Source organism: Mycobacterium sp. VKM Ac-1816D, from assembly GCF_000416385.1.
Classification (GTDB): domain Bacteria; phylum Actinomycetota; class Actinomycetes; order Mycobacteriales; family Mycobacteriaceae; genus Mycobacterium; species Mycobacterium neoaurum_A.
Genome location: NZ_AOHQ01000132.1, coordinates 55,496 through 82,114 on the forward strand (window position 1 = coordinate 55,496; position 26,619 = coordinate 82,114).

Sequence of the window (26,619 nt, forward strand, 5' to 3'; positions counted from 1 at the left end):
CATTCGAGGTATGACATATGAGGGCGACGCGAAGACATTCGATCTGGTCATCCGCGGCGGCACCATCGTCGACGGGCTGGGCGGTGAGCCCTATGTCGGGGACATCGCCATCGCCGACGGCATCATCCGCGCGATCGGTGCCGTCGACGGCCCCGGCGACCGCGAGATCGATGCCACCGGATTGCACGTCACGCCCGGATTCGTCGACCTGCACACCCATTACGACGGGCAGGCCATCTGGAGCGACCGTATGACACCCTCCTCGGCGCACGGTGTCACCACCGCGGTGATGGGCAACTGCGGTGTCGGGTTCGCGCCGTGTCGGCCCGAGGACCACGACACGCTGGTCGACGTCATGGCCGGCGTCGAGGACATCCCGGGCGTGGTCATGGTCGACGGCCTGCCCTGGACGTGGGAGACCTTCCCCGAGTTCCTCGACGCGCTGGATTCGCGACAGCGGGATATCGATGTCGCCGCCTTCCTGCCGCACTCCCCGTTGCGGGTCTACGTGATGGGCAAGCGCGGGGTGAACCGTGAGCTTCCCACCCCCGAGGATCTGGCCATGATGCGCAAGCTGGCCGAGGAGGCCGTCCGCGCCGGCGCCGTCGGATTCGCCTCGTCGCGACTGACACTGCACAAAACCGCGGGCGGACAACCCATTCCGAGTTATGAGGCGCAGCACGCCGAGATCGAGGCCATCGCCCGCGGTGTCGACGATGCCGGTGGCGGGCTGCTGCAGTTCGTGCCCGACCTTCTGGCCGGCGACTACGAGGGTGCATTGAAGGCCGTCTTCGACGTCGCCGCCGAGGTCGGGTTGCCGGTGACCTTCACCCTGGCGATCGGCAACGCCGGCCCACCGCTGCATCTGGATGCCCTGCGGATGGTCGAGAAGGCCAATGCGCAGGCAGGCCCGGACGGACCTTCGGTCACCGGGCAGATCTTCCCGCGCCCCATCGGCCTGGTGCTCGGCCTGGAGCTCTCGGGCAACCCGTTCGTGATGTACCCGTCCTACCGGGAGATCGCCGACCTGCCGCTGGCCGAGCGGGTTGCGCTGATGCGCACACCCGACGTGCGCGCACGTATCCTCACCGACACACCGGCCGCGGACGGACACCCCTTGATGTTCGCCGCCCAGGCCTGGGACTACATGTACCCACTCGGCGATCCACCCAATTACGAACCCTCGCCGCAGGATTCGATCGGTGCGCGGGCCAGGGCCCGCGGTGTCGATCCCCTCGAAGAAGCCTATGACCGGCTGCTCGACGACGACGGACACGCCATGCTGCTGGTGACGCTGGCCAACTTCCGCGACCATTCCCTGGACACGGTGGCCGAACTGATCCAGCGCGATGACATCGTGCTCGGCCTCGGCGACGGTGGCGCCCATTACGGGATGATCTGCGATGCAAGCTTTCCCACTTACATGCTGACCCATTGGGTGCGCGACAGGCCCTCCGGTCGGCTGCCGTTGCCGCAGGTGATCCGCGAGTTGACCGCGGTACCCGCGCGGATCGCCGGGATGGCCGACCGGGGCAGGCTGGCGGTCGGTTACAAGGCCGATGTGAACATCCTCGACACCGCCGCCATGCGGTTGCACCGCCCGACGGTCAGGGCGGATCTGCCCGCCGGCGGTCGCCGACTCGACCAGGCCGCCGAGGGTTATGTCGCCACGATCGTGTCCGGGGAGGTCATCGCCGAGCACGGCGTGCCGACGGCGGCGCGGCCCGGGCGACTGGTCCGCGGCCGGCAGGAGGCGCCGATCGCATGAGCGTGAAGGTCGATCTGGACAAGCTTGCCGAGACCCTTGCCGATTTCCCGTTCGGCTATCTGATCACCGTCGGCGACGATTTCCGGGCACACACGGTGGCCGTCACGCCGGTCCTCGCCGACGGCATCTTCACCATCGGGCCGCTGGGCAACACCACCCGCCGCAATGCCCGATCGCACGAGGTCGTCACCGTGTTGTGGCCACCGCGGGAGCCGACCGGATACTCGCTGATCGTCGACGGCACCGCCGTGGTCACCGAGGACAGTGTGCGCCTGACGCCCACTCGCGCGGTGCTGCACCGAAGTGCGATCGAGCCCGGCGCCGGCACCGACCCCGGCGGCCTGCACGACTGCGTCCCGCTCAAGCACTGAGTTATCCACAGGGCGACGGCGGGGGCTGTCGTGCGGACTCGGTGTGAGCTGAGATCGGAGTGTGGCCGGAATCGAGCGTGCCCTCGCGGCGAACGGCGGGGTGCTGTCGGCGGCACAATTACGTGCGGCAGGGGTAGCGCGACCGCCGACCTGGATGCTGCTCCGGCGCGGTTGGTACGCCAGCCCGTCTGCGGATCCGCAGGTGGTTCGGGCCGTATCGGCCGGCGGCGTCCTCGGCTGCACCTCGGCGCTGCGCCTGGGTCGAGTCTGGATCCTCGATCCGGCGCTACACGTGCGCTATTCCAAACGTGCGCGCCGCCCGGGCGTGCGGTCCTGCCACCCCTACCGCCTGGACCCACCGATCGTCGCCGCCGTCGACCCGATCGACATCGCAGTGGCCTCGGCGGCCAATTGCCTCGACGCCGAGCAGCTCGTGATCGTGTTGGACTCGATGCTGAACAAGCGGATGATCGAGATGGCCGACGCACGGTCGATCGTGGCCGCGTCCCCTTTTGCGCGTCTGAACCTCGCCGAGCGATGTGATGCCAGGAGTGAGTCGGGCACCGAGACGATCATCCGATTACGGCTGCGTGCCCTCGGCGTCCGCCTCCGGACCCAAGTGGACATTCCCGGCGTCGGGCGGGTCGACTTTCTGCTGGGCCGTCGACTCATCATCGAAGCGGACAGCCGCGAGCACCATCTCCCGAAGTATCAGAACGACCGAACCAGGGACAGGGTCGCAACGAGCCTGGGGTTCTTGGTGATTCGACTGACCTATGAGGATGTTGTCTACCGCTGGGACGTGGTGATCGAAGACATTCTGGCCGTCATCCGCCGCCGCGTGCATCGCGGCCCGACGCAATGTTCCGTTGACAGCGCCGTCGTGGATATATAGGCACGACGGCACTGTCAGGCGAACATTGGAAAAGCCCGGCCCCGCGAACGGGACCGGGCTTTCCGAAACAACTGGACTTAGAAGTCCATACCGCCCATGCCACCGGTCGGGTCGCCCGCAGGTGCGGACGCCTTCTCCGGCTTGTCGGCGACGACGGCCTCGGTGGTGAGGAACAGCGCCGCGATGGACGCCGCGTTCTGCAGCGCCGAGCGGGTGACCTTGACCGGGTCGGCAACGCCGGCGGCCAGCAGGTCCTCGTACACGTTGGTCGCGGCGTTCAGGCCGTGACCGTCGGGCAGGTTCGACACCTTCTCGGCGACGACGCCCGGCTCCAGACCACCGTTGAAGGCGATCTGCTTCAGCGGAGCCGACAGCGCGACGCGCACGATGTTGGCACCGGTCGCCTCGTCACCCTCGAGCTTCAGCTCATCCAGGGCCGGAGCCGACTGCAGCAGGGCCACGCCGCCACCGGCGACGATGCCCTCTTCGACGGCAGCCTTCGCGTTGCGGACGGCGTCCTCGATGCGGTGCTTGCGCTCCTTGAGCTCCACCTCGGTGGCAGCGCCGGCCTTGATGACGGCAACGCCACCGGCCAGCTTGGCCAGGCGCTCCTGCAGCTTCTCGCGGTCGTAGTCGGAGTCGCTGTTCTCGATCTCGGCACGGATCTGGGCCACGCGACCGGCGATGGCGTCGGAATCACCGGCACCCTCGACGACGGTGGTCTCGTCCTTGGTGACGACGATCTTGCGGGCCTGGCCCAGCAGGGCGAGGTCAGCGGTCTCCAGCGAGAGGCCGACCTCTTCGCTGATGACCTGGCCACCGGTCAGGATCGCGATGTCCTGCAGGATCGCCTTGCGGCGGTCACCGAAGCCCGGGGCCTTGACGGCGACGGACTTGAAGGTGCCACGGATCTTGTTGACCACCAGGGTCGACAGGGCTTCGCCCTCGACGTCCTCGGCGATGATCAGCAACGGCTTGCCGGACTGGATGACCTTCTCCAGCAGCGGCAGCAGGTCCTTGACGGTCGAGACCTTCGAGCTGACCAGCAGGATGTAGGGATCCTCCAGGACGGCTTCCTGCCGCTCGGCGTCGGTCACGAAGTAACCCGAGATGTAGCCCTTGTCGAAGCGCATACCCTCGGTGAGCTCCAGCTGCAGGCCGAAGGTGTTCGACTCCTCGACGGTGATGACACCCTCGTTGCCGACCTTGTCCAGCGCCTCGGCGATCAGGTCACCGATCGACTGGTCACCGGCGGAGATACCCGCGGTGGCAGCGATCTGCTCCTTGGTCTCGACCTCTTTGGCGGTCGAGAGCAGGCGCTCGGTGACTGCCGCGACGGCCTTCTCGATGCCACGCTTCAGGCCGAGGGGGTTGGCGCCGGCCGCGACGTTGCGCAGACCTTCGCGAACCAGGGCCTGGGCGAGAACGGTGGCGGTGGTGGTGCCGTCACCCGCGACGTCATCGGTCTTCTTGGCGACCTCTTTGACCAGCTCTGCGCCGATCTTCTCGTACGGGTCCTCCAGCTCGATCTCCTTGGCGATGGACACACCATCGTTGGTGATCGTGGGGGCGCCCCACTTCTTCTCCAGGACGACGTTGCGGCCCTTGGGGCCCAGCGTCACCTTTACGGCGTCGGCGAGGGCATTCAGCCCACGCTCGAGACCACGGCGGGCCTCTTCGTCATACGCAATTGTCTTGGCCATTGCGAAGTGATTCCTCCGGTTGGGAATTGCACGTCTCATTGGTCGGGTTCAGTGCCCGCGACGGACGGCGTGGGTGTGCTCCCCGCCTCACCGTCCCGACCTGGCACTCACAGATCGAGAGTGCCAAGTTCATTTTTAGCACTCGGGCATGGCGAGTGCAAGGTCACCGGCCGCCGTCGCCCTGGAAGCGGTCGTCGACGAAATCGGCGATGTCGACCGCGCCGGGGAACTCCTTGGCCTCGGCGAACGCATCGGCGATCTGCTGCTCGGAGGCCACCACGTCGGCGGAGAGCGGGACCGGCCGTTTCAGAGACCGGGTCCAGGTGATCGTGGAGGCCTGCGGGCTGATGTCGGTCAGCTTCGCGTAGTCGGCCGACCACCTGTCGAGATTGTCCTCGGACCACTTCGTCGCCACGGCATAGCGATCCAGGAAGTCGGCGATCGCCGCGCTCACTCCCGCGTCGTCCAGCGCACTCGTCGAGGCGACCCAGAAGTTGTAACCATTGCCGGCGGTGTCGGCCGCCGCGATGATCCGCGCGCCGATCTCCTGCTCGGCGATCGCGGTGTACGGATCCCAGACCGCCCACGCGTCGACCTCACCGCGGGTCAGCGCGGCATAACCGTCGGCGGGTGCCACGTACACCGGTTCGATATCGGCGAGACCCAGGCCGGCCTTCTTCAGGTGCAGCAGCAGGTTGGCGTTGGCCGAACTGCCCTTGGTGACCGCGACCTTCTTGCCCTTGAGGTCGGCCACCCCGGACACCGGCGACTGTTTGGCCACCAGGATGGCGTCTCCCTTACCGGTGGCCTGCAGCGCGCCGACGAACTTGATGTCCGCGCCTGCCGCCGCGCCGAACACGCCAGGGGTGTTGCCGACCTGGGCCAGGTGGATACCGCCCGCGCTGGCCGCCTCGACCAGCGGCGGGCCCGCGGTGAAGGTGGAGAACTCGACCTTGTACGGCAGCGCGGCGAGCTGGCCGGAGGCCTTCATCAGCACCTCGATCGAGATCGCGCGCTGGTCGCCGACCTTCAGCGTCACCGTCGACAGGTCGACGGGTCCCGCAGGCGCGGCCTTCTCCGAGCCGCCCGAGCAGGCCGTCAGCACCATCAGCAGGGCCACCAGCAGAGATGCGATCTTCACCAGATATTCCTCAGTGTTGTCGTTGCAGGACGTCGACGCCCAGCAGTTCGAGCAGTCGGGCCGTGAGGACGGCGCCCTCCGGGGAGGCATGGCTGCGCGGCCGCGGCAGGTCGATGTCGACCGTGTGGGCGATGCGGCCCTCGTCCAGGATCAGGACGCGGTCGGCCAACGTCACGGCCTCGGCCACATCGTGGGTCACCAGCAGCACCCCGAAACCGTGCTCGGCGAACAACCCGAGCAACAGGTCGTGCATCGCCAGCCGGGTCAGCGCGTCCAGCGCACCGAACGGTTCGTCGAGCAGCAGCAGGGTGGGCTCGGCGACCAGAGCCCTGGCCAACGCGGCCCGCTGGGCCTCACCACCGGACAGCGTCAACGGCCAGGCATCGACGCGATGGGACAGGCCGACCTCGCCGAGCACACGTCGCGCGTTCTCCTCGGCCGCACGCTTGCGGCGCCGCTGCGGGTCGCCGAGCGCGACATTGCGGGTCACCGACAGCCACGGCACCAGCCGCGGTTCCTGGAACACCACCGTCGGGGTGCCGTGGACGTCGACGTGCCCGTCGTGGTCGTCGGACAGTCCGGCCAGCACCCGCAGCAGGGTCGATTTACCGGATCCGCTGCGCCCCACCAGGGCGACGATCTCACCGCGCCCCACGCTCAGGTCGATACCGTCGAGCACCGCGCGCCCGTCGAATCGCTTCGTCAGCCCGCGTACGACGGCGCTCATCGCGACACACCCGGCCGCCAGCGCAGCGCCCAGCTCTCCAGCCGGCGCACGATCGCGTCGGTCACCAGACCCAGCAGCCCGTAGACGAGCAGGCCGAAGATCACGATGTCGGTGCGCAGGAATTCTCGGGCATTGTTGATGATGTAGCCCAGTCCGGCACTGGCATTGACCTGCTCGGCCACGATCAGCGACAGCCAGGCGATGCCGAGGCTCTGCCGCATGCCGACCAGGATCTGCGGCAGGGCACCGGGGATGACCAGATGGCGCAGCCGTTCCCCGCGGCTCAGCCCGAGCACCTCGCCGAGTTCGACGAGCTTGGGATCGAGCTGGCGGATGGCGGCGAAGGTGTTCAGATACAGCGGGAACGCGACACCGAGCGCGATCAGATAGACCTTGGGTTCCTCGCCGATCCCGAACCAGATGATGAACAGCGGGATCAGACCGAACAGCGGGATGGTGCGCAGCATCTGCAGCGGCGGGTCGACGGCGTACTCACCGATCTTCGACAGGCCTGCCAGGATTCCGAACCCGATTCCGGCCGTCGCCCCCAGGACGAATCCGAACAGCGCCCGTTGACCGGACACCAGCAGGGCATCGGCGAGCGCTCCGGACTCGAGGACCGAGACACCCGCCTCGAACACCGCCGACGGCGCGGGCAGGATCTTGGCCGAGAGCAACCCGCTCTGACTGGCCAGCTGCCACAGCACGAGCAGTGCGATCGGCGCTATCGAGCGCAGGACCCCGGGGCGTCGCCACCACGGCAACGCGTGCCGGGCATGCGGAATCTCCGCGATCTGGGTGGCCATGACTGGCCATGTTGCCGCGGCCGGCCTGCGGTTCCTACGGTTGCGATCGGCGTGACGGCAAATGCGGACGGAGTCCGTCGAACACGATGTCGGTCACGTGCCCGGCCGCCTCGGGGTTATAGGCCTGGGCGGCCTGGCAGCCGACCATCAGTGCCTTGACCTCGGGCACCGTGACGTCGGGGCGGACCGTGCCGGCCCGCTGGCCGGCGTCGACCAGATCGGCCAGCATCGCCAGGAAGTCGCCTTCGGCCTCGGGCATCGACGCATTCGCGTCGATGCCCATCCCGGCGAGTGCATCGACGAGGCCGCGGTCGGCCGCGCCCCAGTGCAGCACCATCGACTTCAGGAACGCGTACAGCCCGCCGCCGGGGTCGGTCGCGGCCAACTCCCGGCCCTGGTCTACCAGCGTCCGGATCCGGTCGGCGATCACCGCACGGAACAGGTCCTCCTTGGCGGGGAAATGTCGGTACACGGTGCCCGCCCCGACGCCGGCACGACGGGCGATCTCGTCGATGGGGACCCCCAGTCCGTCGGCGGCGAAGGTTTCGTAGGCGACCTGCAGGATCCGGGCGCGGTTACGGGCGGCATCGGCTCGCATGAATCGTCACCACCTCCCGGGAACCAGATAAGCGGGGCGCACGTTCCGTATATGACCGAAACCCGCCCGACCCCAGGAGCTTCCCATGACCCGCTGGACCACCCACCATATTCCCGACCAGAGCGGCCGCACGGCCGTCATCACCGGCGCCAACACCGGACTCGGGTTCGAGACCGCCAAGGCACTGGCCGAACACGGCGCGCACGTCGTCCTCGCGGTCCGCGATACCGAGAAGGGCAAGCACGCCGCCGCGCAGCTCACCGGTGACGTCAGCGTCCAGGAGCTCGATCTGGGCTCGCTGGAGTCGGTGCGCGCGGCCGCCGCCGAGCTGCGCGGGGCCCATGAGCGCATCGACCTGCTGATCAACAACGCGGGCGTGATGACCCCGCCGAAGAGCACGACCGCCGACGGTTTCGAACTGCAATTCGGCACCAACCATCTGGGTCACTTCGCGCTGACCGGCCTGCTGCTGGACACGCTGCTCGACACGCCGGGCTCGCGCATCGTCACCGTCAGCAGCAACGGCCACAAGATGGGCGGCGCCATCCACTTCGACGATCTGCAGTGGGAACGTTCCTACAACCGGATCGGCGCCTACGCCCAGTCCAAGCTCGCCAACCTGATGTTCACCTATGAACTCCAGCGCCGGCTCGCCCCGCGTGGCACCACGATCGCCGTCGCCGCCCATCCGGGCACCTCGAGCACCGAGTTGGCCCGCCATCTGCCCTCGCTCGCCAGGCCGGTCACCGAACTGGTCACCAAGGTCGCCGCGCAACCGGCCGCCGACGGAGCCCTGCCGACTTTGCGCGCTGCGACCGATCCCGGAGTGCTGGGCGGTCAGTACTACGGGCCCGCGAACCTGGCGCAATGGCGCGGCGCGCCGGTCGTCGTCGCCTCCAGCGACCGGTCCTATGACGTCGCCCTGCAGCAGCGCCTGTGGACGGTGTCCGAAGAGCTCACCGGGGTCGGCTTCGCGGTCTAGCGTGAGGGTCGTGTCCCTGGTCGTACCGCCCTATCCCCCGCCGCGCTACACCGCGGACGAGCCAGAGGTCAGCGCCTGGGTGCGCCGGGCTGACACTCCGGCCGACCACGATGCGCTCGGCCTGGTGCGCTATCACTACCTGGCGAACCAACAGCAGACCGGCGGCGACTACGGGCTCTATCGCATCGAGCTCAGCCCGCGGGCCGGTGGACCGGGACCACACTTCCACCGCGCCATGAGCGAGGCGTTCTATGTGCTCTCCGGTGACGTGGAGATCTACGACGGTGCCGACTGGTCGACGGCCGGGCCCAACGATTTCCTGTACGTCCCGCCGGGCGGGGTCCATGGCTTCCGCAACACTGCCGACGCACCGGCGGCGATGTTGATGCTGTTTGCTCCGGGCGCGCCACGCGAGCACTACTTCGAGAACCTGACCCGCCTCGGCGAGTTGACCGACGACGAACGCACCCAGTGGTTCATCGACAACGACAACTTCTTCGTCTGACACGCCGCCGGACGCGGGACTCGCGCAGCGGATATGCGTACCCGGAACCCCTTGCCCTAGACTGCCCTTCGACCAGATAGGAGTCTCGGGTGTCGGCTAGTGGAGCGCCCAGCACCCAGGATTTGCGGAGCTGGCAGCGTCGGGCTTTGGTGAAGTACCTGGCGGCCAAGCCGCGGGACTTCCTTGCTGTCGCAACCCCTGGCGCCGGTAAGACCACGTTCGCTCTGCGGATCGCCTCGGAGTTGCTGGCCGACGGCACCGTGACCCAGGTCGTGGTGGTCGTCCCCACCGAGCATCTCAAGACCCAGTGGGCGCAGTCCGCGTCCCGGTTCGGGTTGGCGCTCGATCCCAAGTTCAGCAACTCCGCCTCGCACACCTCCAGCGACTATCACGGCATCGTCGTCACCTACGCCCAGGTGGCCAGTCACCCGACCCGGCACCGGGTGCGCACCGAGAACTACAAGACGCTGGTCATCTTCGACGAGATCCACCACGGCGGCGATGCCAAGTCCTGGGGCGACGCCATCCGGGAGGCCTATGACGACGCGACGCGCCGGTTGGCCCTGACCGGAACCCCGTTCCGCTCCGATGACAGCCCCATCCCCTTCGTCACCTACGAGACCGATGCCGCGGGTTTCGCGCGTTCCAAGGCCGACCACGTCTACGGCTACGCCGACGCGCTGGCCGACAATGTCGTGCGGCCGGTGGTGTTCATGGCCTACTCCGGGGAGGCCCGCTGGCGGGACAGCGCCGGTGAGGAGCACGCCGCCCGGCTCGGGGAACCGCTGACCGCCGAGCAGACCGCCCGCGCGTGGCGCACCGCGCTCAACCCGGAGGGCCAGTGGATGCCCGCGGTGATCGCGGCCGCCCACAAGCGGCTGATGCAGAAGCGCGAGCACGTGCCCGACGCCGGCGGCATGATCATCGCCTCCGATCAGACCACTGCCCGCGCCTATGCCAAACTGCTGACCACCATCACCGGGCAGGAGCCGACGGTGGTGCTCTCCGACGACCCGACGGCATCGAGCAGGATCTCACAGTTCTCCGAGGCGTCCACGCCCTGGATGGTGGCGGTGCGGATGGTGTCCGAGGGTGTCGACGTGCCGAGGCTGGCCGTCGGCGTGTACGCCACCAGTGCCTCGACGCCGCTGTTCTTCGCCCAGGCGATCGGCCGCTTCGTGCGCAGCAGGCGCCCCGGTGAAACGGCAAGCATCTTCCTGCCCTCGGTGCCCAACCTGCTGCAGCTGGCCAGCGAGATGGAAGCGCAGCGCAACCACGTGCTGGGCAAGCCGCACCGCGAATCCGACGGTCTCGACGACGAGCTGATCGCCGACGCCAACAAGACCAAGGACGAGAAGTCCGATCAGGACCGCGGTTTCGAGTCACTCGGCGCCGACGCCGAACTCGACCAGGTGATCTTCGACGGTTCCACCTTCGGCACCGCCGCGGCCGCGGGTAGCGAGGAGGAGGCCGATTATCTCGGCATCCCCGGCCTGCTCGACGCCTCGCAGATGCGCGATCTGCTCAGCAAGCGGCAGGACGAGCAACTCCAGAAGCGCAGCGCGGCGGCCGCCGCTGCCGGCAGCCCCCCTCCACCGCGCACCACGCACGGCCAGTTGCAGGAACTGCGACGCGAACTCAACGCCCTGGTGTCCATCGCCCATCACCGCACGGGCAAGACCCACGGGCAGATCCACAACGAATTGCGTCAGCTCTGCGGCGGCCCGGTGCTGGCCGCGGCCACCGGTGAGCAGATCAAGGCGCGCATCGATGCGGTGCGCAGCCTGCGCTCGTCCTCGCAGCGCTAAAGACCGAGCAGCCCCGGAAGATCGGCGACCGAGTCGATCACATGATTGGGTTGCATCGCGAATTCGTCTGCGGCCCAACGGTCCAGCGTCTGCTGCCGGAACTTTCCGGTGCGCACCAGCACACCGGTCATCCCGACGACCTGGCCGGCAAGCACATCGTTGTTGAGGTCGTCACCGACGATGTACATCTCGTCGGGCTCGACACCCAGGCGTGCGGCGGATGCCAAAAAGCCCTCCGGCGCGGGCTTTCCGACGGCCGTGGCCTTGCGGCCCGAGCCCTCCTCCATACCTGCCAGGTACATGCCGGTGTCGATGCGCAGGCCCTCGGTCGTCGTCCACGACATGCTGCGGTGCATGGCCACGACGGGAACCCCCTGCGCCATCCAGTCGTAGACCCACGACAGGGTGACGTGGTCGTATTCCGGACCCGCGCCGCCGAGCAGCACCACATCGGGGGTGTCGGGCATCGGTCCGCCGTGGGTGTCCACCGAGGCCTGCAGGTCGATACCGGGCATATCGTCGGCGATGTCTCCGCTGTTCACCAGGAAGCAGCGTGCACCGGGATAACGGTCCCTGACGAAATCGGCGGTCAACACCGCCGCGGTGATCACCTCGTCGGGGGTGACGTCCATCCCGGCCTCGGTCAGTAGATCGGCGATCTGCACCCGGGTTCGGGTGGTGGTGTTGGTCAGGTATGCACGGGCGATCTGATTGACCGCCAACGCGTGCAGGGTTTCCCGGGCGCCGGCAATCGGCTGCCACGAGGTGACGAGCACACCATCGATGTCGAACAGCACTCCGCCGGTAGCCATGCAGCGAGACTAAGGCGCGCGGTCCACGTCGGCCACCGGGCTCCCCCACCAGATCGTAATATTGTTTATGCACAGCCCGTAGATTTCGGGAACGATTCGCACCAAACACCTTTTTAACATAATTTAATTTATGTTAATGTGAGCCACGTCATGCACAGGACGTTCCGACCAGCGACCGAGGAGCCGGCAATGACCCTGACATCCACCGAGCGCGAGCACGACGCCATCGATCTGTCCCAGCCCTGGGTGTGGGACGGCCCCAGCGCCGAACGCGACGCACTGTTCGCCCAGCTCCGCCGGGACCGACCGGTGAGCTGGCAGCGCCCCATCCGCAGCCCGATGATGGATCTGCTGGGCCAGGCCTCCCCGCCGGGCTACTGGGCGATCACCCGCCACGAGGACATCGTCACCGTCAGTCGCACCGCGCAGGTGTTCTCCTCGGCCACCGGCGGGGTCACCTTCGAAGACATGCCCACCGAGGTCCTCGAGGCGGCATCGTCGATCCTGTCCATGGACGAGCCGCGGCACGGGAAGGTGCGGCGCATCGTCAGCTCGGTGTTCACCCCGCGGCGGATCAACCTGATCGCCGACCAGATCTTCCGTCAGGCCCGCCAGATCGTCGATGACATCGCCGGGCGGGGCGAGGTGGAGTTCGTCGAGACGGTGTCGGCACGCCTACCCATGTGGACCGTCTCGGAGATGATCGGCATCCCCGAGGAGCAGCGCCAGGAAGTCACCGACGCGGCCACCCCGCTGACCGCATGGGATGACGAAAGCACCTCTGCCACCGACCCGCTCACCACCATGTTCACCGGGATCACCACGCTGCACGCCCGTTGCCAGGAGCTCATCGACGCCCGCCGGTCACACCCGCGCGACGACCTCGTCTCCGCGCTGGTCCAGGCCGAGGTGGACGGTGTCCAACTCACCGACGAGGAGATCCGGTCCTTCTTCGTCCTGCTCTGCGTCGCCGGCAACGACACGACCAAGCAGACCACCACGCACACCATCCGAGCCCTGACCGAATTCCGGGATCAGCGCGCGTATCTGCTGGCCGACTTCGACGGGCGCGTCGACCTCGCGGTCGAAGAACTCATCCGCTGGGCCAGTCCGGTCATGACATTCCGGCGCACCGCGCTGCGGTCCTTCGACCTCAACGGTGTCACCATCGAGGCCGGGGACAAGGTGGTGCTGTTCTACAACTCCGGCAACCGGGACGAGCGGGCCTTCGCCGATCCCGAGCGCTTCGATCTGAGCCGCAAACCCAATCCGCACATCGGTTTCGGCGGTCGCGGACCGCACTACTGCCTGGGCAGTCATGTGGCCAAACTGCAACTCAAGGCCATCTTCGGCGAGTTGTTCCGCCGCCTGCCCGATATCGAGGCCGTCGGCGAACCCGATTATTTGACAAGCAATTTCATCAACGGCATCAAGCGCCAGCAGGTGCGCTTCAGCCCGGAATCGGCACGGTGAGCCGCCGACGGAGCACCGACCGGCGTGGCGAGGCACCCGACGCCGCTACCATGATCACCGGCTGAGGCCATGGGCGCCGATCGCAGCTGCGGCAGACGGGAAACAGATCGATGGCCAGCGTCAATCGGGACGACTACTTCCGCGGTGCGCTGGATCTGATGGCCGCCGACGGCTTCGGGGCGTTACGGGTCACGACGCTGTGCCGGTCACTGGGCATGACCACCGGCTCGTTCTACAACTGGTTTCGCGACTGGAACGACTTCGTCGACCAGTTCCTGACCTACTGGGAGATCGAGCTGACCGAACGGCTGCTCGGCAAGGTCACCGCCACCGAGGATCCGGCGGCGCGCCTGGACCAGCTACGGGGCCTGGCGCTGTCGGTGCCCCATCAGGCCGAGGTGGCGCTGCGGGCCTGGAGCAACACCGAACCGCGTGCCGCCCGGGTGCGCGACGAGGTCGATTCGATGCGCAGGCAGATGATCTTCGACACCGTGAATGCCTTGGTCGCCGATCCGGATACGGCATCGCGGCTGGCCGCGATGGGATTGTCGATCGTGGTCGGCCACCAACACCTCGACGTGCAGACCATGGATTGGTCTCTGGGACAGTTCATTGCGTTGGTCCGGCTACACGGTGATCTGCGCCGGGACCCGTCCTGACCACCCGACGATCCTGGATACAGTGATCTGATGCCAGCAGCCGAAGCCAGCACCGGCGGCCCGTCCAAGCGAGAACTGCAGCGCGCCGCGTCGGTGCGCCGCATCGTCACCGCCGCCGAGGATCTGCTCTCCGAGTCGGACCGCTTCTCCGAGATATCAGTCGAGCAGGTCATCGCCAGGGCCCAGATATCGCGGTCAACCTTCTACAGCTACTTCGACGATCTGGGTCATCTGCTGCGCGTCGTCGGCCAGGGTGTCGTCGGTGAGGTGGTGCAGTCCGCCCGCCGGTGGATGGACCTCGACGGCGCGGTGACCGAGGCAGCTCTGGTGGAGATTTTCACCGACCTGGTGAAGACATACCGGCGGCGCGCCAAACTCCTTGCCGCGCTGGCCGAAGCATCCGTCTACGATCCCGGCGTCCGCGAGGAATTCCACGGGCTGCTCACCGTCGGGCATGTCGAGCTGGCCAAACACATCCGCCGTGCCCAGGACGCGGGCGGTGCCCGCGCCGACATCGACCCGGAGAGCACCGCCGCCTGGTTGGTCTGGATGGTCGAACGCGGTCTCTACCAACAGATCAGGCCCGCCGGGCCCGCCCAGACCCGTCGCCATGTGGCGGCCCTGGCCGCCATCATCTGGCACGCCCTCTACGCTCCGGACGCGCCGTGATCGACGGGATGAACGCGATCGTGACCGGGTCGACCCGCGGGCTGGGGCTGGCCATCGCCGCCGCACTCGGCGCGGCCGGCGCCAACGTGGTGATCAACGGCCGCTCCGAGGACGCCTGCCGCACGGCGATCGACGCGTTGGCCCCCGAGGTCACCGGCGGTCTCGAACATGTCGTGGGTTCGGTTGCCGACGAGCACACGGCCGCCGATCTCGTCGAGCGATGCCACAGCCGTTTCGGGCCGGTGAACCTGGTGGTGAACAACGCCGGGATCACCCGTGATCGCAGCCTGCTGAAGATGACGGTGGCCGAGTTCGACGAGGTGATCGCCGTCCACCTGCGCGGCACCTGGCTGATGTGCCGAGCCGCGGCACAGCAGATGCGCGGCACCGGCGGCGCGATCCTCAACATCACCTCGGGCAGCGCGCTGTTCGGACTTGTCGGGCAGAGCAATTACGCCGCGGCCAAGGGCGGGGTGAACGCGCTCACCCGGGCATTGTCGGTGGAGTTGCGCCGCTACGATATTCGGGTCAACGCGCTCTACCCGGTGGCACTGACCGACATGACGCGGCCGGTGCTGGATCTGGCCGGCGGGCCGGGCGGACCATTACAGGACGTCTTCGGCGCACCGGCGGATGTGGCGCGCATCGTCGTCGCGCTCGCCGGTCCGTCGGCATCCACCATCACCGGCCAGATCCTGGGCTTCGACGGCTCCGAACTCTCGGTGTGGAGCCACCCCGACCGTATCGACCGGCGTTGCCACCGCAGCCCGTGGAGTCCGGCAGAGCTGGATTCGGCGCTGCGGGACCTCGCCGCGCATCCGGCACCCCTGCATCCCGACGAGGTGGGGGCGCGCACCCGGGACGCGCTGTCGGGTCAGCGCGCGCCGGGATCGGCGGCCAGCAGCGAGAGCAGGTAGCTGCCGCCGATCGCCCTACCGCGCGGCGGTAGGGCGCCGTACTGCCGCATCATCTCGGTGATCTCGTACTGGGCGAGGTAGCTCGAGAGCAGTCCGTCACGGAATTCCAGGAAGATGTCGCAGCCATGGGTACGGAACTGTCCGTCGCCGAATCGTGCGGGCGCCGAACCACTCTGCTCGAACAGGAACAGTGCGCGGCCGTCGTCGGGAGCGGTGAAGAACTGTACCTCCCGGAACTGCACATCCGGCATGATCTTCCAGATGGTGTCGACATAGGTGGTGACGGCCTCGGTACCGTGCAGGACCTCGTGCCAGAACACCGTGTCATCCCAGACGATCTCGGGGTGCAGCAGCGCCATCACCCGCGCTGTGTCATGGGAATTCCAGGCATGATCCCAGCGAGTCCCGAAGTCGCGCAGGAATTCCGGGGTCTGCGCCGACGCGCTCATCGGGTGCTCCGCTCGAACCGCTCGGTGGCACGGCTGCGACCGGCCTTCAGCCGTTTGAGCCCCTCGTCGATACGGCGTTCGAACAGACCGCGTTGCAGCAGGTCCTGGGTGACGCGCAGCTCGTAGGCCGTGGCACCGATGTGATCCATGTTCTGCGCCCGCAGCGCGACCTCTTTGAGCACGGTGGTCAGCTCGGCGCCGGACTCGGCGATCTGCTTGGCCAGGGTGAGCGCGGCGTCCCGAAGGGCCCCGACGGGCACCACCTCGTCGACAAGGCCCACCCGCAGCGCCTCCTGCGCGTCGATGGGGTCGCCGGTGAAGAACATCCGCCGGGCCCGCTGGGTGTTCACCTTGCGCAGCATGCCGTGGTAGAAGCCGTTCATCGCGTATTTCACCTGGGTGGAACCGAAGGCGGCATTCGCGGAGGCGATGGTGATGTCGCACATGTTGGCCACATCCATGCCGTAGCCGGGTGCGACGCCGGCCACGGCCGCCACCGTCGGTTTGCGGAAGTCGTAGAGGTCGGTCATGAAACGCAGGGCCAGATCGGTGAAGCGGTTCCGCTCCTCGCCCTGGGTGCCCTGCAGCACGTCCAGCGCCCAGCCCGCGCAGAAGTAGTCCTCGTTGCCGATCAACAGCACCGCGGCCACCCGGTCGTCATAGGCCCATGCGGCCAGCACACCGATCAGTTCCTCGTGCAGTTCCCAGCCCAGGGCATTGCGTTTCTCGGGGTGATTCAGCTGGATGATGCCGACCCCATCTTCGATGCTGGTCAACAGGTATCGGTAAGCAGTCATGGAAATATCGTACATAGTGTTCGAGTTTTTTAGTGAAAAGTCGAACAGCATGTATGGTCAATTCATGACCGAGTGGACCGACCGCCGGGTGGGCGACCTGATCCCGACCCGGGCTGCCCGGTTCCCCGATCGAGAGCTGTTCCGCTTCGACGAACGCCGGGTCAGCTACGTCGAATTCGATTCCTGGGTCACGGCGGTGGCCGCCGACATGCACCGCCACGGTGTGACCCGTGGCGACCGGATCCTGGTGCAGCTGCCCAACTGCCTGGAGGCGCTCGTCCTTCAGGTCGCGGCGTTCCGGATCGGCGCCATCGACGTTCCCGTCATCCCGATCTACCGCACCCACGAGACCCGACAAATCATCGCCGACACCCGGCCCGCAGTGATCGCCGCCGCGTCCGGCCTCGGCTCACGCAGACCACAACACGAGATCGACGGCATATTGCACGATCTGGGCCACCAGCCTGCCGTTCGCTACTCGGTGGGCCAGCCGAGTAGCGGGTGGCACCAGCTACCCGACGCCGATCCGAACGGTACCGCCGGGCCGGACCTGCCCGAACCCGCAGACCCGGACGACGCTGCCCTCATCCTCTACACCTCGGGCACGACATCGGCACCCAAGGGTGCCGTCCTCGATTCCCGTTCGCTGCTGGCTCAGATACGCAACATGGTCTCCAGCGCCGCCCTCGACGAGACCACCGTGCTGGCCGTCGGTACCCCCCTGTCGCACCTGAGCGGATTCGTCGCGGGTCTGCTCCTGCCCGCCTACCTCGGTGCGCGGGCGGTCATCCTGCCCAGTTGGCGACCCGAGGAGGCCGTCGAGCTCATCGACGCCGAACGCGTCACCACGATGATGGGCGCCACCGTCTTCCTGCAGGATCTGGTGTCGCAGTATGCCGGCGGCGCCGCACCGGGACACCGACTGGGGCATTACATGTGCGCGGGCAGCGCCATCCCGCCCGGCCTCATCGATGACGCCGAGCGCGTCGGCATCTTCGCCACCCGCCACTACGGGATGACCGAGACCGCCGGAATATGCACCGGCAGTGACCGTTCCGATCCTGCGCAGCGACGCCGCGAATGGGACGGGCGGGTTCTGCCCGGCATGCAGATCCAGGCCGTCGACGACGACCGCCGCCCACTCGCCGACGGCTGCGCCGGCGAGCTCCGGATCCGAGGGCCCCAGTTGTTCTCCGGGTACACCGACCCCGGCCTCAACGCCGCCCAGTTCGACGCGGACGGCTGGTTCTATCCCGGCGACGTCGGCGTTCTCGACGACGGCTGGCTGCGAATGACCGGGCGCAGCAAGGACATCGTCAATCGCGGCGGGGAGAAGTTCTCCACCCAGGATATCGAGCAGGCGCTGCTCACCCACCCCGACATAGTGGCCGCCGCGGTCACCGCCGTACCCGATTCGCGCCTCGGTGAGGCGGTCGGGGCGTGGATCGTGCTCGCCGACGGCGTCCAGTGGCCGGGCCCGTCCAGCTATCTGCGCCACCTCGACTCCGCGCACCTGGCCAAGGCCAAGTTCCCTGTCGAATGGCATGTCGTACAGCAGATTCCGACCACCGCATCGGGAAAGGTGCAGAAGTACGCCCTACACCAGATCCCGGATCTCGCCACCGCCACCCAGGCCCGACTCTCCTGAGGAATCCTCCGTGAAGACCGTTTCCGATACCGCCCCGCGCACCGTGTTCTCCGCGGACCACGAACAGTTCCGTGCCACCGTGCGCGGTTTCATCGACACCGTCGTCGCCCCGAACTTCGAACGCTGGGAGGACGAGAAGAAGGTCGACCGGTCGCTGTTCACCGCCGCAGGCGCACAGGGCCTGCTGATGTTCGCCACTCCCGAGAGATTCGGGGGTGCGGGGGTGCCGGACTTCCGGTTCAACGCGGTCCTCGACGAGGAGTTCGGCCGGTCCGGTTACGCCTCGGCCGGCCTGGGCATCGCTCTGCAAAACGACGTACTGGGGCCGTATTTCACCGAGCTGACCAACGAGGAACAGAAACAACGCTGGCTGCCCGGGCTCACCGACGGATCACTGATCGGCGCCATCGCGATGACCGAACCCGGCGCGGGAAGTGACCTGTCCGGCATCCGCACCCGCGCCGTGCGCGACGGTGATCACTACGTCATCAACGGCGCCAAGACCTTCATCTCCAACGGCCAGAACTGCGATCTCGTGATCGTCGCCGCACGGACCAGCGACGACAGACACAAAGGACTGTCACTGTTCGTCGTCGAAGACGGCACACCCGGATTCACCAAGGGGCGCAATCTGGCCAAGCTGGGGCTGCACGGTCAGGACACCAGTGAACTCAGCTTCGGCGATGTGCGGGTGCCCGCAGCCAACCTGCTCGGCGACGAGGGCTCCGGGTTCTACCAGTTGATGCACAACCTGCCGCAGGAACGCCTATCCCTGGCGATCACCGCCGTCGCCTCGGCGGAAGGGGTACTGGCACGTACTCTCGAATATGTCAGTGAGCGAACGGCATTCGGCCGCACCATCGGCACCTTCCAGAACAGCAGATTCCTGCTGGCCGAACTGGCCACCGAGATCGACATCGCCCGCGTCTATGTCGACCATTGCGTCAGCCTGCACGCCGAGAACCAACTCAGCGCCGCGCGGGCCGCCAAGGCGAAATGGTGGACCACCGAGTTGCAGGTTCGCGTCGCCGACCGTTGCCTGCAACTGCACGGCGGTTACGGCTACATGCGCGAGTACCCGGTCAGCAGGGCCTTTGCCGACGCACGCATCCAGACCATCTACGGCGGCACCACCGAAATCATGAAAGAGATCATCGGCCGCGATCTCGGCCTCTGAACCCCTGAAAGGACCAATCCCGATGAGCGACTACACCCAGATCAAGACCGATATCACCGACGGTGTCGGCACCATCACCTTCGACCGCATCGACCGGCGCAACGCGCTGAGCCTCGAGCTGATGGCAGACATGAGCGACTGCCTCGACGACTGGCGCACCGATGACGAGGTGGCCTGCGTGGTCATCACCGGCGGCGACAAGGTCTTCTGCGCGGGACTGGATCTGCAGCTGCAGTCCGGGTTCACCGGCGAAACGCGGGTCAAGTACTCCGACGCCTGTATGCGCGCCTACGGCACCCTGCTCGACTACGCCAAGCCCACGATCGCCGCCGTCGCGGGTCCCGCCCTGGGCGGCGGCTGCGATATCGCCGTCTTCGCCGATATCCGGATCGGCTCCGACGACGTGGTCATGGGCTACCCCCAGATCAAGATGGGGCTGACCCCGTACTTCTCGCCGCTGTGGAAGATCGTCGGCCTCAGCCAGGCCAAACTGCTGACGTTCTCCGGCGACCGCATCGATGCCGCCGAGGCGCTGCGCATCGGATTACTGGACCGCATGGTGCCCGCCGGACAGTCGGTCGAGGCGGCGACCGCGTTGGCCCGCTCCATCGCCGCCACCACCACCGCGTCGGCGATGAACAACAAGGAAATGGCATTGCGCGCACCCGCGATGGACCCCATCGCCGCGCTGACCTACGAGACCTTGGCTTACCGCGAGGTCATCTGGCACCCCGAGGTCGTCGACCGTATCGGCCAGGCCTATCGCAACCTGCGCAAGTAAGTCGCCGCACTCGAGGCCGGACGCTCGGGAACGTATGTTCTAGGTCATGAGCCAGAAATGGACCGAATCGAACGTTCCCGACCAGTCCGGCCGCACGGCGATCGTGACGGGCGCCAACACCGGGCTCGGCTACGAGACCGCCAGGGTGCTGGCCGCCCGCGGCGCGCGCGTCGTGATCGCCGTGCGCGATACCGCCAAGGGCGACCAGGCCGCCGCGAGAATCCGGGCGGCCGCCCCGAAGGCCGATCTGCAGGTGCTCGAGTTGGATCTGGGTTCGCTGCAGTCGGTCCGCACTGCCGCCGAGCGCATCAAGACCGACCATCCGCGCATCGATCTGCTGATCAACAACGCCGGCGTGATGTACCCGCCCAAGCAGACCACCGCCGACGGTTTCGAGTTGCAGTTCGGCACCAACCACCTCGGGCACTTCGCCCTCACCGGACTGCTGTTGGAAAATGTTCTGGCCGCGGACAACTCACGCATCGTCGCGGTCGCCAGCATCGCCCACCGGATCCAGGCCGAGATCGACTTCGACGATCTGCAGTGGGAGCGTCGTCCCTACAACCGGGTGGCGGCCTACGGCCAGTCCAAACTGGCCAACCTGATGTTCAGCTATGAACTCAACCGGCGGCTGGCCGGCAAGCCGACCCTCTCGGTCGCCGCGCACCCCGGTATCTCCAACACCGAACTGATGCGGCACACCCCGGGCAGCTCGTTGCCCGGCGTCGGCGCGCTCACCGGCCTGGTCACCAACTCGCCGCTGGTGGGTGCGCTGGCGACGCTGCGCGCGGCCACCGACCCCGCGGTACGCGGTGGCCAGTACTACGGTCCCGCCTTCCCGATCGCCTCGTTCGGGCTGGTGGGGCACCCGCAGCTGGTGACCTCCAGCGAGCAGTCCCACGACGCGGCGGTGGCCCGACGACTGTGGCAGGTATCCGAGGAGCTGACCGACGTGCACATCGACCTCTGATGCGGTCGGTCGAGGAGCATCAGCACATCGTCGGTGAGCTGATCCGGCCCCGGGCGGCGGCCGCGGTCCCCACCGCGGCGGCGCTGGGTCTGGTGTTGGCCGAGGACGTGGTGGCCGCGATCTCGCTGCCCGGATTCGACAACTCGGCGATGGACGGTTTCGCGGTGCTCGACACCGACATCGCCGCCGCCGGGGACGCGACACCGGTGACCCTGCCCGTCGTCGACGACATCCCCGCCGGCCGCACCGATACCCGACCGCTGCAACCCGGCACCGCCCAGCGGATCATGACCGGCGCCCCGCTGCCGGCCGGTGCGACCACCGTGGTGCCGGTGGAGGGCACCGACGCCGATTTCACCACCACCGCGACGCAGGTAGCGATCCGGCGGGCCACCGTCGCGGGACAGCACATCCGCCGCGCCGGGGAGGATGTCGCGGCAGGAACCGCGGTGTTGCGCACCGGCCAGCTGCTGACCCCGGCGGCGCTGGGGTTGGTGGCCGCACTGGGGCTGGACCGGGTGAGCACCCTGCCGCGGCTGCGCGTGCTGGTGATGTCGACCGGTTCGGAACTGGTCGCCCCCGGCGCCGCGCTGGAACCGGGGCAGATCTACGAGTCCAATGCCGTCATGCTCTCGGCCGCGGTCCGCGAGGCGGGTGCCGAGGCGATCACCGCGCCGATGGTGCGGGACGATCCGGCTGCCTTCCGCGCCGCACTCGACGAGCACGCCGCCGATGCCGACCTGATCATCACCACCGGTGGTGTGAGCGCCGGTGCGTACGAGGTGGTCAAGGACGCCCTCGGCGGGCAGGTCGAGTTCACCAAGGTGGCGATGCAACCCGGGATGCCCCAGGGCTGCGGGCGGGTCGGAGATGTCCCGATCGTCACGCTGCCCGGTAACCCGGTCAGCGCCCTGGTGTCCTTCGAGGTGTTCGTGCGTCCACCGCTGCGTGCGGCCATGGGGCTGTTCCCCGACCGGCCACGCGTGCGCGCCACCCTCACCGAGGGGCTGACCTCACCGCGCGGCAAGCGACAGTTCCGTCGCGGCGTGCTGGCCGGAACCACCGTCACCAGCTACGGACCGCCGGCCTCGCATCACCTGCGATGGCTGGCCTCGGCGAACTGTCTGCTCGATATCCCGGCCGATGTCGATCAGCTCGCCGCGGGCGCGCAGTTGGACGTGTGGGACCTGTCCGGCTGCTGACCCACCCGAAAATCAACGTAGAATCGGGAGCCAACATGGCCAGACCTGCGCGTTCACCCGATGACCACAGCTCAGAAGCCCAACGCTTCGTCGAATTGGTCCGTTCCACCGTCCCGCCGCTGCATCCGGCCGGCCTCCCGTTCATCGCCGGGGGTCTCGGCGTGGCGGCCGCCGGCAAGAACCGCCGCTGGCTGCGCAACACCGGGCTCGGACTGGCCGGCTTCTGTGCACTGTTCTTCCGGCACCCGCCGCGGGTGCCGCCGAGCAGGCCGGGTGCCGTCGTGGCACCCGCCGACGGTCTGGTGACCTTGCTGGACACCGCCGTCCCGCCTGCCGAACTCGGTCTCGGGGACACCCCGATGGCCCGGATCAGCATCTTCCTGTCCATCTTCGACGCCCATGTGCAGCGGGCGCCGATCGCCGGGCGGGTGATGGGCGTAGTCCATCGGCCCGGCAAGTTCCTGTCGGCCGACAAGGACGAAGCGAGCGCGGACAACGAACGCAACAGCCTGTGGATCCGCACCCCCGAGGATGTCGACATCGTCGCCGTGCAGATCGCCGGCCTCGTGGCCCGCCGGATCGTGTGCACCGCCAAGACCGGCGACACCCTGGAACTGGGTGAGACCTACGGACTGATCCGGTTCGGCTCCCGGCTGGACACCTACTTCCCGCAGGGCTCGCGGATCCTGGTCGAGGCCGGACAGCGCGCCATCGGCGGCGAGACGATCCTGGCCGAGTTGCCCTGATGTCCAACCGTGACCGCGCCAAGCCACGCCCGGCGGCGATGAAGATCCTGCCCAGCGCGACGACCGTGCTGGCGATCTGCTGCGGCCTGACGTCCATCAAATTCGCGCTCGACGGCCAACCGCATATCGCGCTGGCGCTCATCGGTGCGGCCGCGGTCCTCGACGGTATCGACGGCGGTATCGCCCGCGCGCTGGATGCCCAGTCGCGGATGGGTGCCGAGATCGACTCGCTGGCCGATGCGGTGAACTTCGGTGTCGCGCCCGCGCTGGTCGTCTATGTGACGTTGTTGCCGACCTCGCCCGTGGGCTGGATCTTCGCGCTGCTCTACGCGGTCTGCATCGTGCTGCGGCTGGCGCGCTTCAACGCGCTGCTCGACGACACCTCCAAGCCCGCCTATACCCGGCAGTACTTCACCGGGATGCCCGCGCCGTGTGGCGCGGTCGGTGTGATCGGGCCGTTGGCGGCCATGCTGCAGTTCGGCGACGGATGGTGGACCGCACCGTGGTTCGTCTGTCTGTGGTTCGCCGCGAACGCCGCGCTGTTGGTCAGCCGGGTGCCGACGCTGGCGCTCAAATCGGTGTCGATGCCCCCGAACGCCGCACCGATCCTGCTCATCGCGATCGCCGCGGCCGCCGCCGCCCTGCTGCTCTTCCCCTACGTGCTGGTGCTGCTGATCATCATCGGCTACGTGCTGATCATTCCGTTCACCGTGCGCAGCCAGCGCTGGGTGGCCGCCCGTCCGGAGGCCTGGGACGCGATGCCCAGGGAGCGCCGGGCCCAGCGCCGCGAGATCCGGCGGGCACAACCGCACCGGCGGTCGATGTCGCGGCTGGGCCTGCGCAAGCCGCCGGGCCGCCCATGAGCTTGACGCTCACCGCCCGGCTGAACACGTCGGCCTCCGACAGCCGCCGCGGTGTGGTGCGCCTGCACCCGGAGGCCATTGCCGCGCTCGGGATCCGCGAATGGGACGCGGTATCGCTGTTGGGGTCGCGCAGCACCGCCGCCGTCGTGGGGATCGCCCCGGCGGGCACCCCGGCCGGGGTCGCATTGCTCGACGATGTGACGCTGTCCAATGCGGGGTTGCGCGAGGACACCGGCGTCGTGGTGGCCCCGGTGACGGTGCACGGCGCCCGCGCGGTGACCCTGACCGGTTCCCGGCTGGCCACCCAGTCGGTGAGCTCCGCGACGTTGCGGATGGCGCTGCTCGGCAAGGTGCTGACCGTCGGCGACACGGTGTCTCTGCTGCCCCGCGACCTTGGTCCGGGCACCTCGACCTCGGCCGCGACGACCGCGTTGACCACCTCGGTCGGTATCACCTGGACCTCCGAACTGCTGACCGTCACCGGTGTCGACCCCGCGGGAACCGTGAGCGTGCAACCCAATTCGAACGTCAGCTGGGGCGACGGCACCCTGTCCGTCGCACCGACCCCGAGCCAGGCGCCCGCCGAGCCCGCCGTCCCGCGCGATGACCTCAAGGGTGCCCACACCCAGGCCGGCAAGCTTGCCGAATGGCTCAAGCTCGCCCTCGACCAACCCGAACTGCTCGAAAAGCTCGGTGCCACCGCCCATCTCGGTGTTCTGGTATCCGGACCGGCCGGAGTCGGCAAGGCCACCCTGGTGCGCTCGGTGTGCGCCGAACGCGCGCTCGTCGAACTCGACGGCCCGGAGGTCGGCGCCCTGGCCGGCGACGACCGGCTTGCCAGCGTCACCGCGGCCGTGGCCTCCGTGCAGTCCGGCGGCGTGCTGCTGATCACCGATATCGACGCCCTGTTACCGACCGCACCGGAACCGGTCGCGACGCTGATCCTCACCGAATTGCGGAAAGCGGTGGCCACCAAGGGTGTTGCCTTCATCGCCACCTCCGCGGTCCCGGACAACGTCGACGCACGGCTGCGCGCCCCGGATCTCTGCGATCGCGAACTCGGGCTGAGCCTGCCCGACACCGCCACCCGCGCGGCCCTGTTGGAGGTGTTGCTGCGCGGGGTACCCGCCGCCGATCTGGATCTGGACACCATCGCCGAGCGCACCCCTGGGTTCGTGGTGGCCGATCTTGCCGCGTTGATCCGGGAGGCGGCGCTGCGTGCCGCCGCGCGGGCCAGCGCCGACAACTCGCCGCCGGCACTGGCCCAGGACGATATCTCCGGGGCGCTCTCGGTGATCCGCCCGCTGTCGCGGTCGGCCACCGAGGAGGTCGCGGTCGGTTCGGTCACCCTCGAGGACGTCGGCGATATGGTCGCCACCAAGCAGGCGCTCACCGAGGCGGTGCTGTGGCCACTGCAGCATCCGGACACCTTTGCCCGGCTCGGCGTCGAGCCCCCGCGCGGTGTCCTGCTCTTCGGCCCGCCCGGGTGCGGCAAGACCTTCGTGGTGCGCGCGCTGGCCAGCTCCGGCCGGTTGTCCGTGCACGCGGTCAAGGGTGCCGAGCTGATGGACAAGTGGGTCGGATCATCGGAGAAGGCGGTGCGCGAACTGTTCCGCCGGGCCCGCGATTCGGCACCGTCGCTGGTGTTCCTCGACGAGATCGACGCGCTGGCGCCGCGGCGCGGGCAGAGCCACGACTCCGGGGTGACCGACCGGGTGGTGGCCGCGCTGTTGACCGAGTTGGACGGTATCGAGCCATTACGTGATGTCGTCGTGCTCGGTGCCACCAACCGACCGGACCTGATCGACCCGGCACTGTTGCGACCGGGCCGGCTCGAGCGCCTGGTGTTCGTCGAGCCGCCGGACGCCGACGCGCGCCGCGACATCCTGCGGACCGCGGGCAAGTCCATACCGCTGTCCCCAGAGGTCGACCTGGACACCCTGGCCGACGATCTCGACGGCTACAGCGCGGCCGATTGCGTCGCCCTGCTGCGCGAGGCCGCACTGACCGCGATGCGGCGATCGATCGACGCCGCCGACGTCACCGCAGCCGATGTGGCCACCGCCCGCGAGAACGTGCGGCCGTCGCTCGATCCCCAACAGGTCGATTCTCTACGGGCTTTCGCAGACGGCCACTGACCGTTCAGGCTGGG

At 68.0% G+C, this 26,619-nt stretch carries 26 protein-coding genes; 18 read left to right on the forward strand and 8 right to left on the reverse strand.

Annotation, left to right across the window (positions count from 1 at the left end; translation table 11 throughout):
* Positions 1–10: 10 nt before the first annotated feature.
* The 3 genes from G154_RS11915 to G154_RS11925 all read left to right on the forward strand — a co-directional run bounded on the left by G154_RS11915 (position 11) and on the right by G154_RS11925 (position 3,034).
* Positions 11–1,768 (forward strand): amidohydrolase family protein, encoded by a 1,758-nt coding sequence (locus G154_RS11915; RefSeq protein WP_019513760.1) that lies wholly within the window; start codon positions 11–13, stop codon positions 1,766–1,768.
* Complete coding sequence (locus G154_RS11920) at positions 1,765–2,139, forward strand: hypothetical protein (RefSeq protein ID WP_019513759.1); 375 nt, start codon at positions 1,765–1,767, stop codon at positions 2,137–2,139. The genes G154_RS11915 and G154_RS11920 overlap by 4 nt, the downstream gene beginning before the upstream one ends.
* A gap of 61 nt (positions 2,140–2,200) precedes the next feature.
* Positions 2,201–3,034: an endonuclease domain-containing protein gene (locus G154_RS11925; protein WP_019513758.1), complete on the forward strand. Its 834-nt coding sequence runs from the start codon at positions 2,201–2,203 to the stop codon at positions 3,032–3,034.
* Positions 3,035–3,111: 77 nt separating this feature from the next.
* On the opposite strand, the gene groL is transcribed toward G154_RS11925, so the two are convergent.
* The 5 genes from groL to G154_RS11950 form a co-directional block, all read right to left on the reverse strand.
* Positions 3,112–4,737, reverse strand: a complete 1,626-nt coding sequence (groL, locus tag G154_RS11930; RefSeq protein ID WP_019513757.1) for a chaperonin GroEL — start codon at positions 4,735–4,737, stop codon at positions 3,112–3,114.
* A 163-nt stretch (positions 4,738–4,900) separates the two neighbouring features.
* On the reverse strand, positions 4,901–5,845 hold the full coding sequence (locus tag G154_RS11935) for an ABC transporter substrate-binding protein (protein WP_045546424.1): 945 nt from the start codon (positions 5,843–5,845) through the stop codon (positions 4,901–4,903).
* A gap of 43 nt (positions 5,846–5,888) precedes the next feature.
* A complete protein-coding gene (locus G154_RS11940) occupies positions 5,889–6,605 on the reverse strand; it encodes an ABC transporter ATP-binding protein (RefSeq protein ID WP_019513755.1) in 717 nt (238 codons plus the stop codon).
* The gene (locus G154_RS11945) at positions 6,602–7,411 is read right to left on the reverse strand and encodes an ABC transporter permease (RefSeq protein ID WP_019513754.1); all 810 of its coding nucleotides are present in this window, start codon (positions 7,409–7,411) and stop codon (positions 6,602–6,604) included. Before G154_RS11945 ends, G154_RS11940 begins: the two co-directional genes overlap by 4 nt.
* Positions 7,412–7,445: 34 nt before the next feature.
* On the reverse strand, positions 7,446–8,009 hold the full coding sequence (locus G154_RS11950; protein WP_019513753.1) for a TetR/AcrR family transcriptional regulator: 564 nt from the start codon (positions 8,007–8,009) through the stop codon (positions 7,446–7,448).
* An 85-nt stretch (positions 8,010–8,094) separates the two neighbouring features.
* Between G154_RS11950 and G154_RS11955 the strand changes: the two genes are divergently transcribed.
* From G154_RS11955 to G154_RS11965, 3 genes are all read left to right on the forward strand, one after another.
* Positions 8,095–8,991 (forward strand): SDR family NAD(P)-dependent oxidoreductase, encoded by an 897-nt coding sequence (locus G154_RS11955; RefSeq protein WP_019513752.1) that lies wholly within the window; start codon positions 8,095–8,097, stop codon positions 8,989–8,991.
* Between the two features lie 10 nt (positions 8,992–9,001).
* Entirely contained in the window at positions 9,002–9,496 is a 495-nt protein-coding gene (locus tag G154_RS11960; RefSeq protein ID WP_023985250.1) for a cupin domain-containing protein, read from the forward strand.
* Between the two features lie 89 nt (positions 9,497–9,585).
* Positions 9,586–11,304: a DEAD/DEAH box helicase gene (locus G154_RS11965; RefSeq protein WP_023985249.1), complete on the forward strand. Its 1,719-nt coding sequence runs from the start codon at positions 9,586–9,588 to the stop codon at positions 11,302–11,304.
* On the opposite strand, the gene G154_RS11970 is transcribed toward G154_RS11965, so the two are convergent.
* Complete coding sequence (locus G154_RS11970; RefSeq protein WP_023985248.1) at positions 11,301–12,116, reverse strand: HAD-IIA family hydrolase; 816 nt, start codon at positions 12,114–12,116, stop codon at positions 11,301–11,303. The two genes, G154_RS11965 and G154_RS11970, sit on opposite strands and share 4 nt — an antisense overlap.
* Before the next feature lie 189 nt (positions 12,117–12,305).
* Here G154_RS11970 and G154_RS11975 point away from each other — a divergent pair, with 189 nt between their 5' ends.
* The 4 genes from G154_RS11975 (at position 12,306) to G154_RS11990 (ending at position 15,834) form a co-directional block, all read left to right on the forward strand.
* Positions 12,306–13,589, forward strand: coding sequence for a cytochrome P450 (locus G154_RS11975; protein ID WP_019513748.1), 1,284 nt, complete (start codon positions 12,306–12,308; stop codon positions 13,587–13,589).
* A 110-nt stretch (positions 13,590–13,699) separates the two neighbouring features.
* Positions 13,700–14,248 carry a TetR/AcrR family transcriptional regulator gene (locus tag G154_RS11980; protein WP_019513747.1) on the forward strand — a complete coding sequence of 183 codons (549 nt, stop codon included), beginning with the start codon at positions 13,700–13,702 and terminating at the stop codon, positions 14,246–14,248.
* 30 nt (positions 14,249–14,278) lie between these two features.
* Positions 14,279–14,917: a TetR/AcrR family transcriptional regulator gene (locus G154_RS11985; RefSeq protein ID WP_019513746.1), complete on the forward strand. Its 639-nt coding sequence runs from the start codon at positions 14,279–14,281 to the stop codon at positions 14,915–14,917.
* An 8-nt stretch (positions 14,918–14,925) separates the two neighbouring features.
* Complete coding sequence (locus tag G154_RS11990; protein ID WP_019513745.1) at positions 14,926–15,834, forward strand: SDR family NAD(P)-dependent oxidoreductase; 909 nt, start codon at positions 14,926–14,928, stop codon at positions 15,832–15,834.
* Here G154_RS11990 and G154_RS11995 read toward each other — a convergent pair.
* The gene (locus G154_RS11995) at positions 15,792–16,283 is read right to left on the reverse strand and encodes a nuclear transport factor 2 family protein (protein ID WP_019513744.1); all 492 of its coding nucleotides are present in this window, start codon (positions 16,281–16,283) and stop codon (positions 15,792–15,794) included. The genes G154_RS11990 and G154_RS11995 overlap by 43 nt on opposite strands.
* Positions 16,280–17,080 carry an enoyl-CoA hydratase/isomerase family protein gene (locus G154_RS12000; protein WP_031601309.1) on the reverse strand — a complete coding sequence of 267 codons (801 nt, stop codon included), beginning with the start codon at positions 17,078–17,080 and terminating at the stop codon, positions 16,280–16,282. The genes G154_RS11995 and G154_RS12000 overlap by 4 nt, the downstream gene beginning before the upstream one ends.
* Before the next feature lie 64 nt (positions 17,081–17,144).
* On the opposite strand from G154_RS12000, the gene G154_RS12005 reads away from it, so the two are divergent.
* From G154_RS12005 to G154_RS12040, 8 genes are read left to right on the forward strand one after another with little or no spacing between them, the layout of a single operon-like run.
* On the forward strand, positions 17,145–18,728 hold the full coding sequence (locus G154_RS12005; RefSeq protein ID WP_200879139.1) for a class I adenylate-forming enzyme family protein: 1,584 nt from the start codon (positions 17,145–17,147) through the stop codon (positions 18,726–18,728).
* A 10-nt stretch (positions 18,729–18,738) separates the two neighbouring features.
* Complete coding sequence (locus tag G154_RS12010) at positions 18,739–19,905, forward strand: acyl-CoA dehydrogenase family protein (protein WP_019513741.1); 1,167 nt, start codon at positions 18,739–18,741, stop codon at positions 19,903–19,905.
* Between the two features lie 22 nt (positions 19,906–19,927).
* The gene (locus tag G154_RS12015) at positions 19,928–20,686 is read left to right on the forward strand and encodes an enoyl-CoA hydratase/isomerase family protein (protein ID WP_019513740.1); all 759 of its coding nucleotides are present in this window, start codon (positions 19,928–19,930) and stop codon (positions 20,684–20,686) included.
* Positions 20,687–20,732: 46 nt separating this feature from the next.
* The gene (locus tag G154_RS12020) at positions 20,733–21,656 is read left to right on the forward strand and encodes an SDR family NAD(P)-dependent oxidoreductase (RefSeq protein ID WP_019513739.1); all 924 of its coding nucleotides are present in this window, start codon (positions 20,733–20,735) and stop codon (positions 21,654–21,656) included.
* Complete coding sequence (gene glp / locus G154_RS12025) at positions 21,656–22,858, forward strand: gephyrin-like molybdotransferase Glp (protein WP_019513738.1); 1,203 nt, start codon at positions 21,656–21,658, stop codon at positions 22,856–22,858. The genes G154_RS12020 and glp overlap by 1 nt, the downstream gene beginning before the upstream one ends.
* Positions 22,859–22,893: 35 nt before the next feature.
* Positions 22,894–23,604, forward strand: coding sequence for a phosphatidylserine decarboxylase (locus G154_RS12030; RefSeq protein ID WP_023985245.1), 711 nt, complete (start codon positions 22,894–22,896; stop codon positions 23,602–23,604).
* Positions 23,604–24,467 carry a phosphatidylcholine/phosphatidylserine synthase gene (locus G154_RS12035; RefSeq protein WP_019513736.1) on the forward strand — a complete coding sequence of 288 codons (864 nt, stop codon included), beginning with the start codon at positions 23,604–23,606 and terminating at the stop codon, positions 24,465–24,467. The genes G154_RS12030 and G154_RS12035 overlap by 1 nt, the downstream gene beginning before the upstream one ends.
* A complete protein-coding gene (locus tag G154_RS12040; RefSeq protein ID WP_019513735.1) occupies positions 24,464–26,605 on the forward strand; it encodes an AAA family ATPase in 2,142 nt (713 codons plus the stop codon). Before G154_RS12035 ends, G154_RS12040 begins: the two co-directional genes overlap by 4 nt.
* The last annotated feature ends 14 nt before the right edge of the window (positions 26,606–26,619 follow it).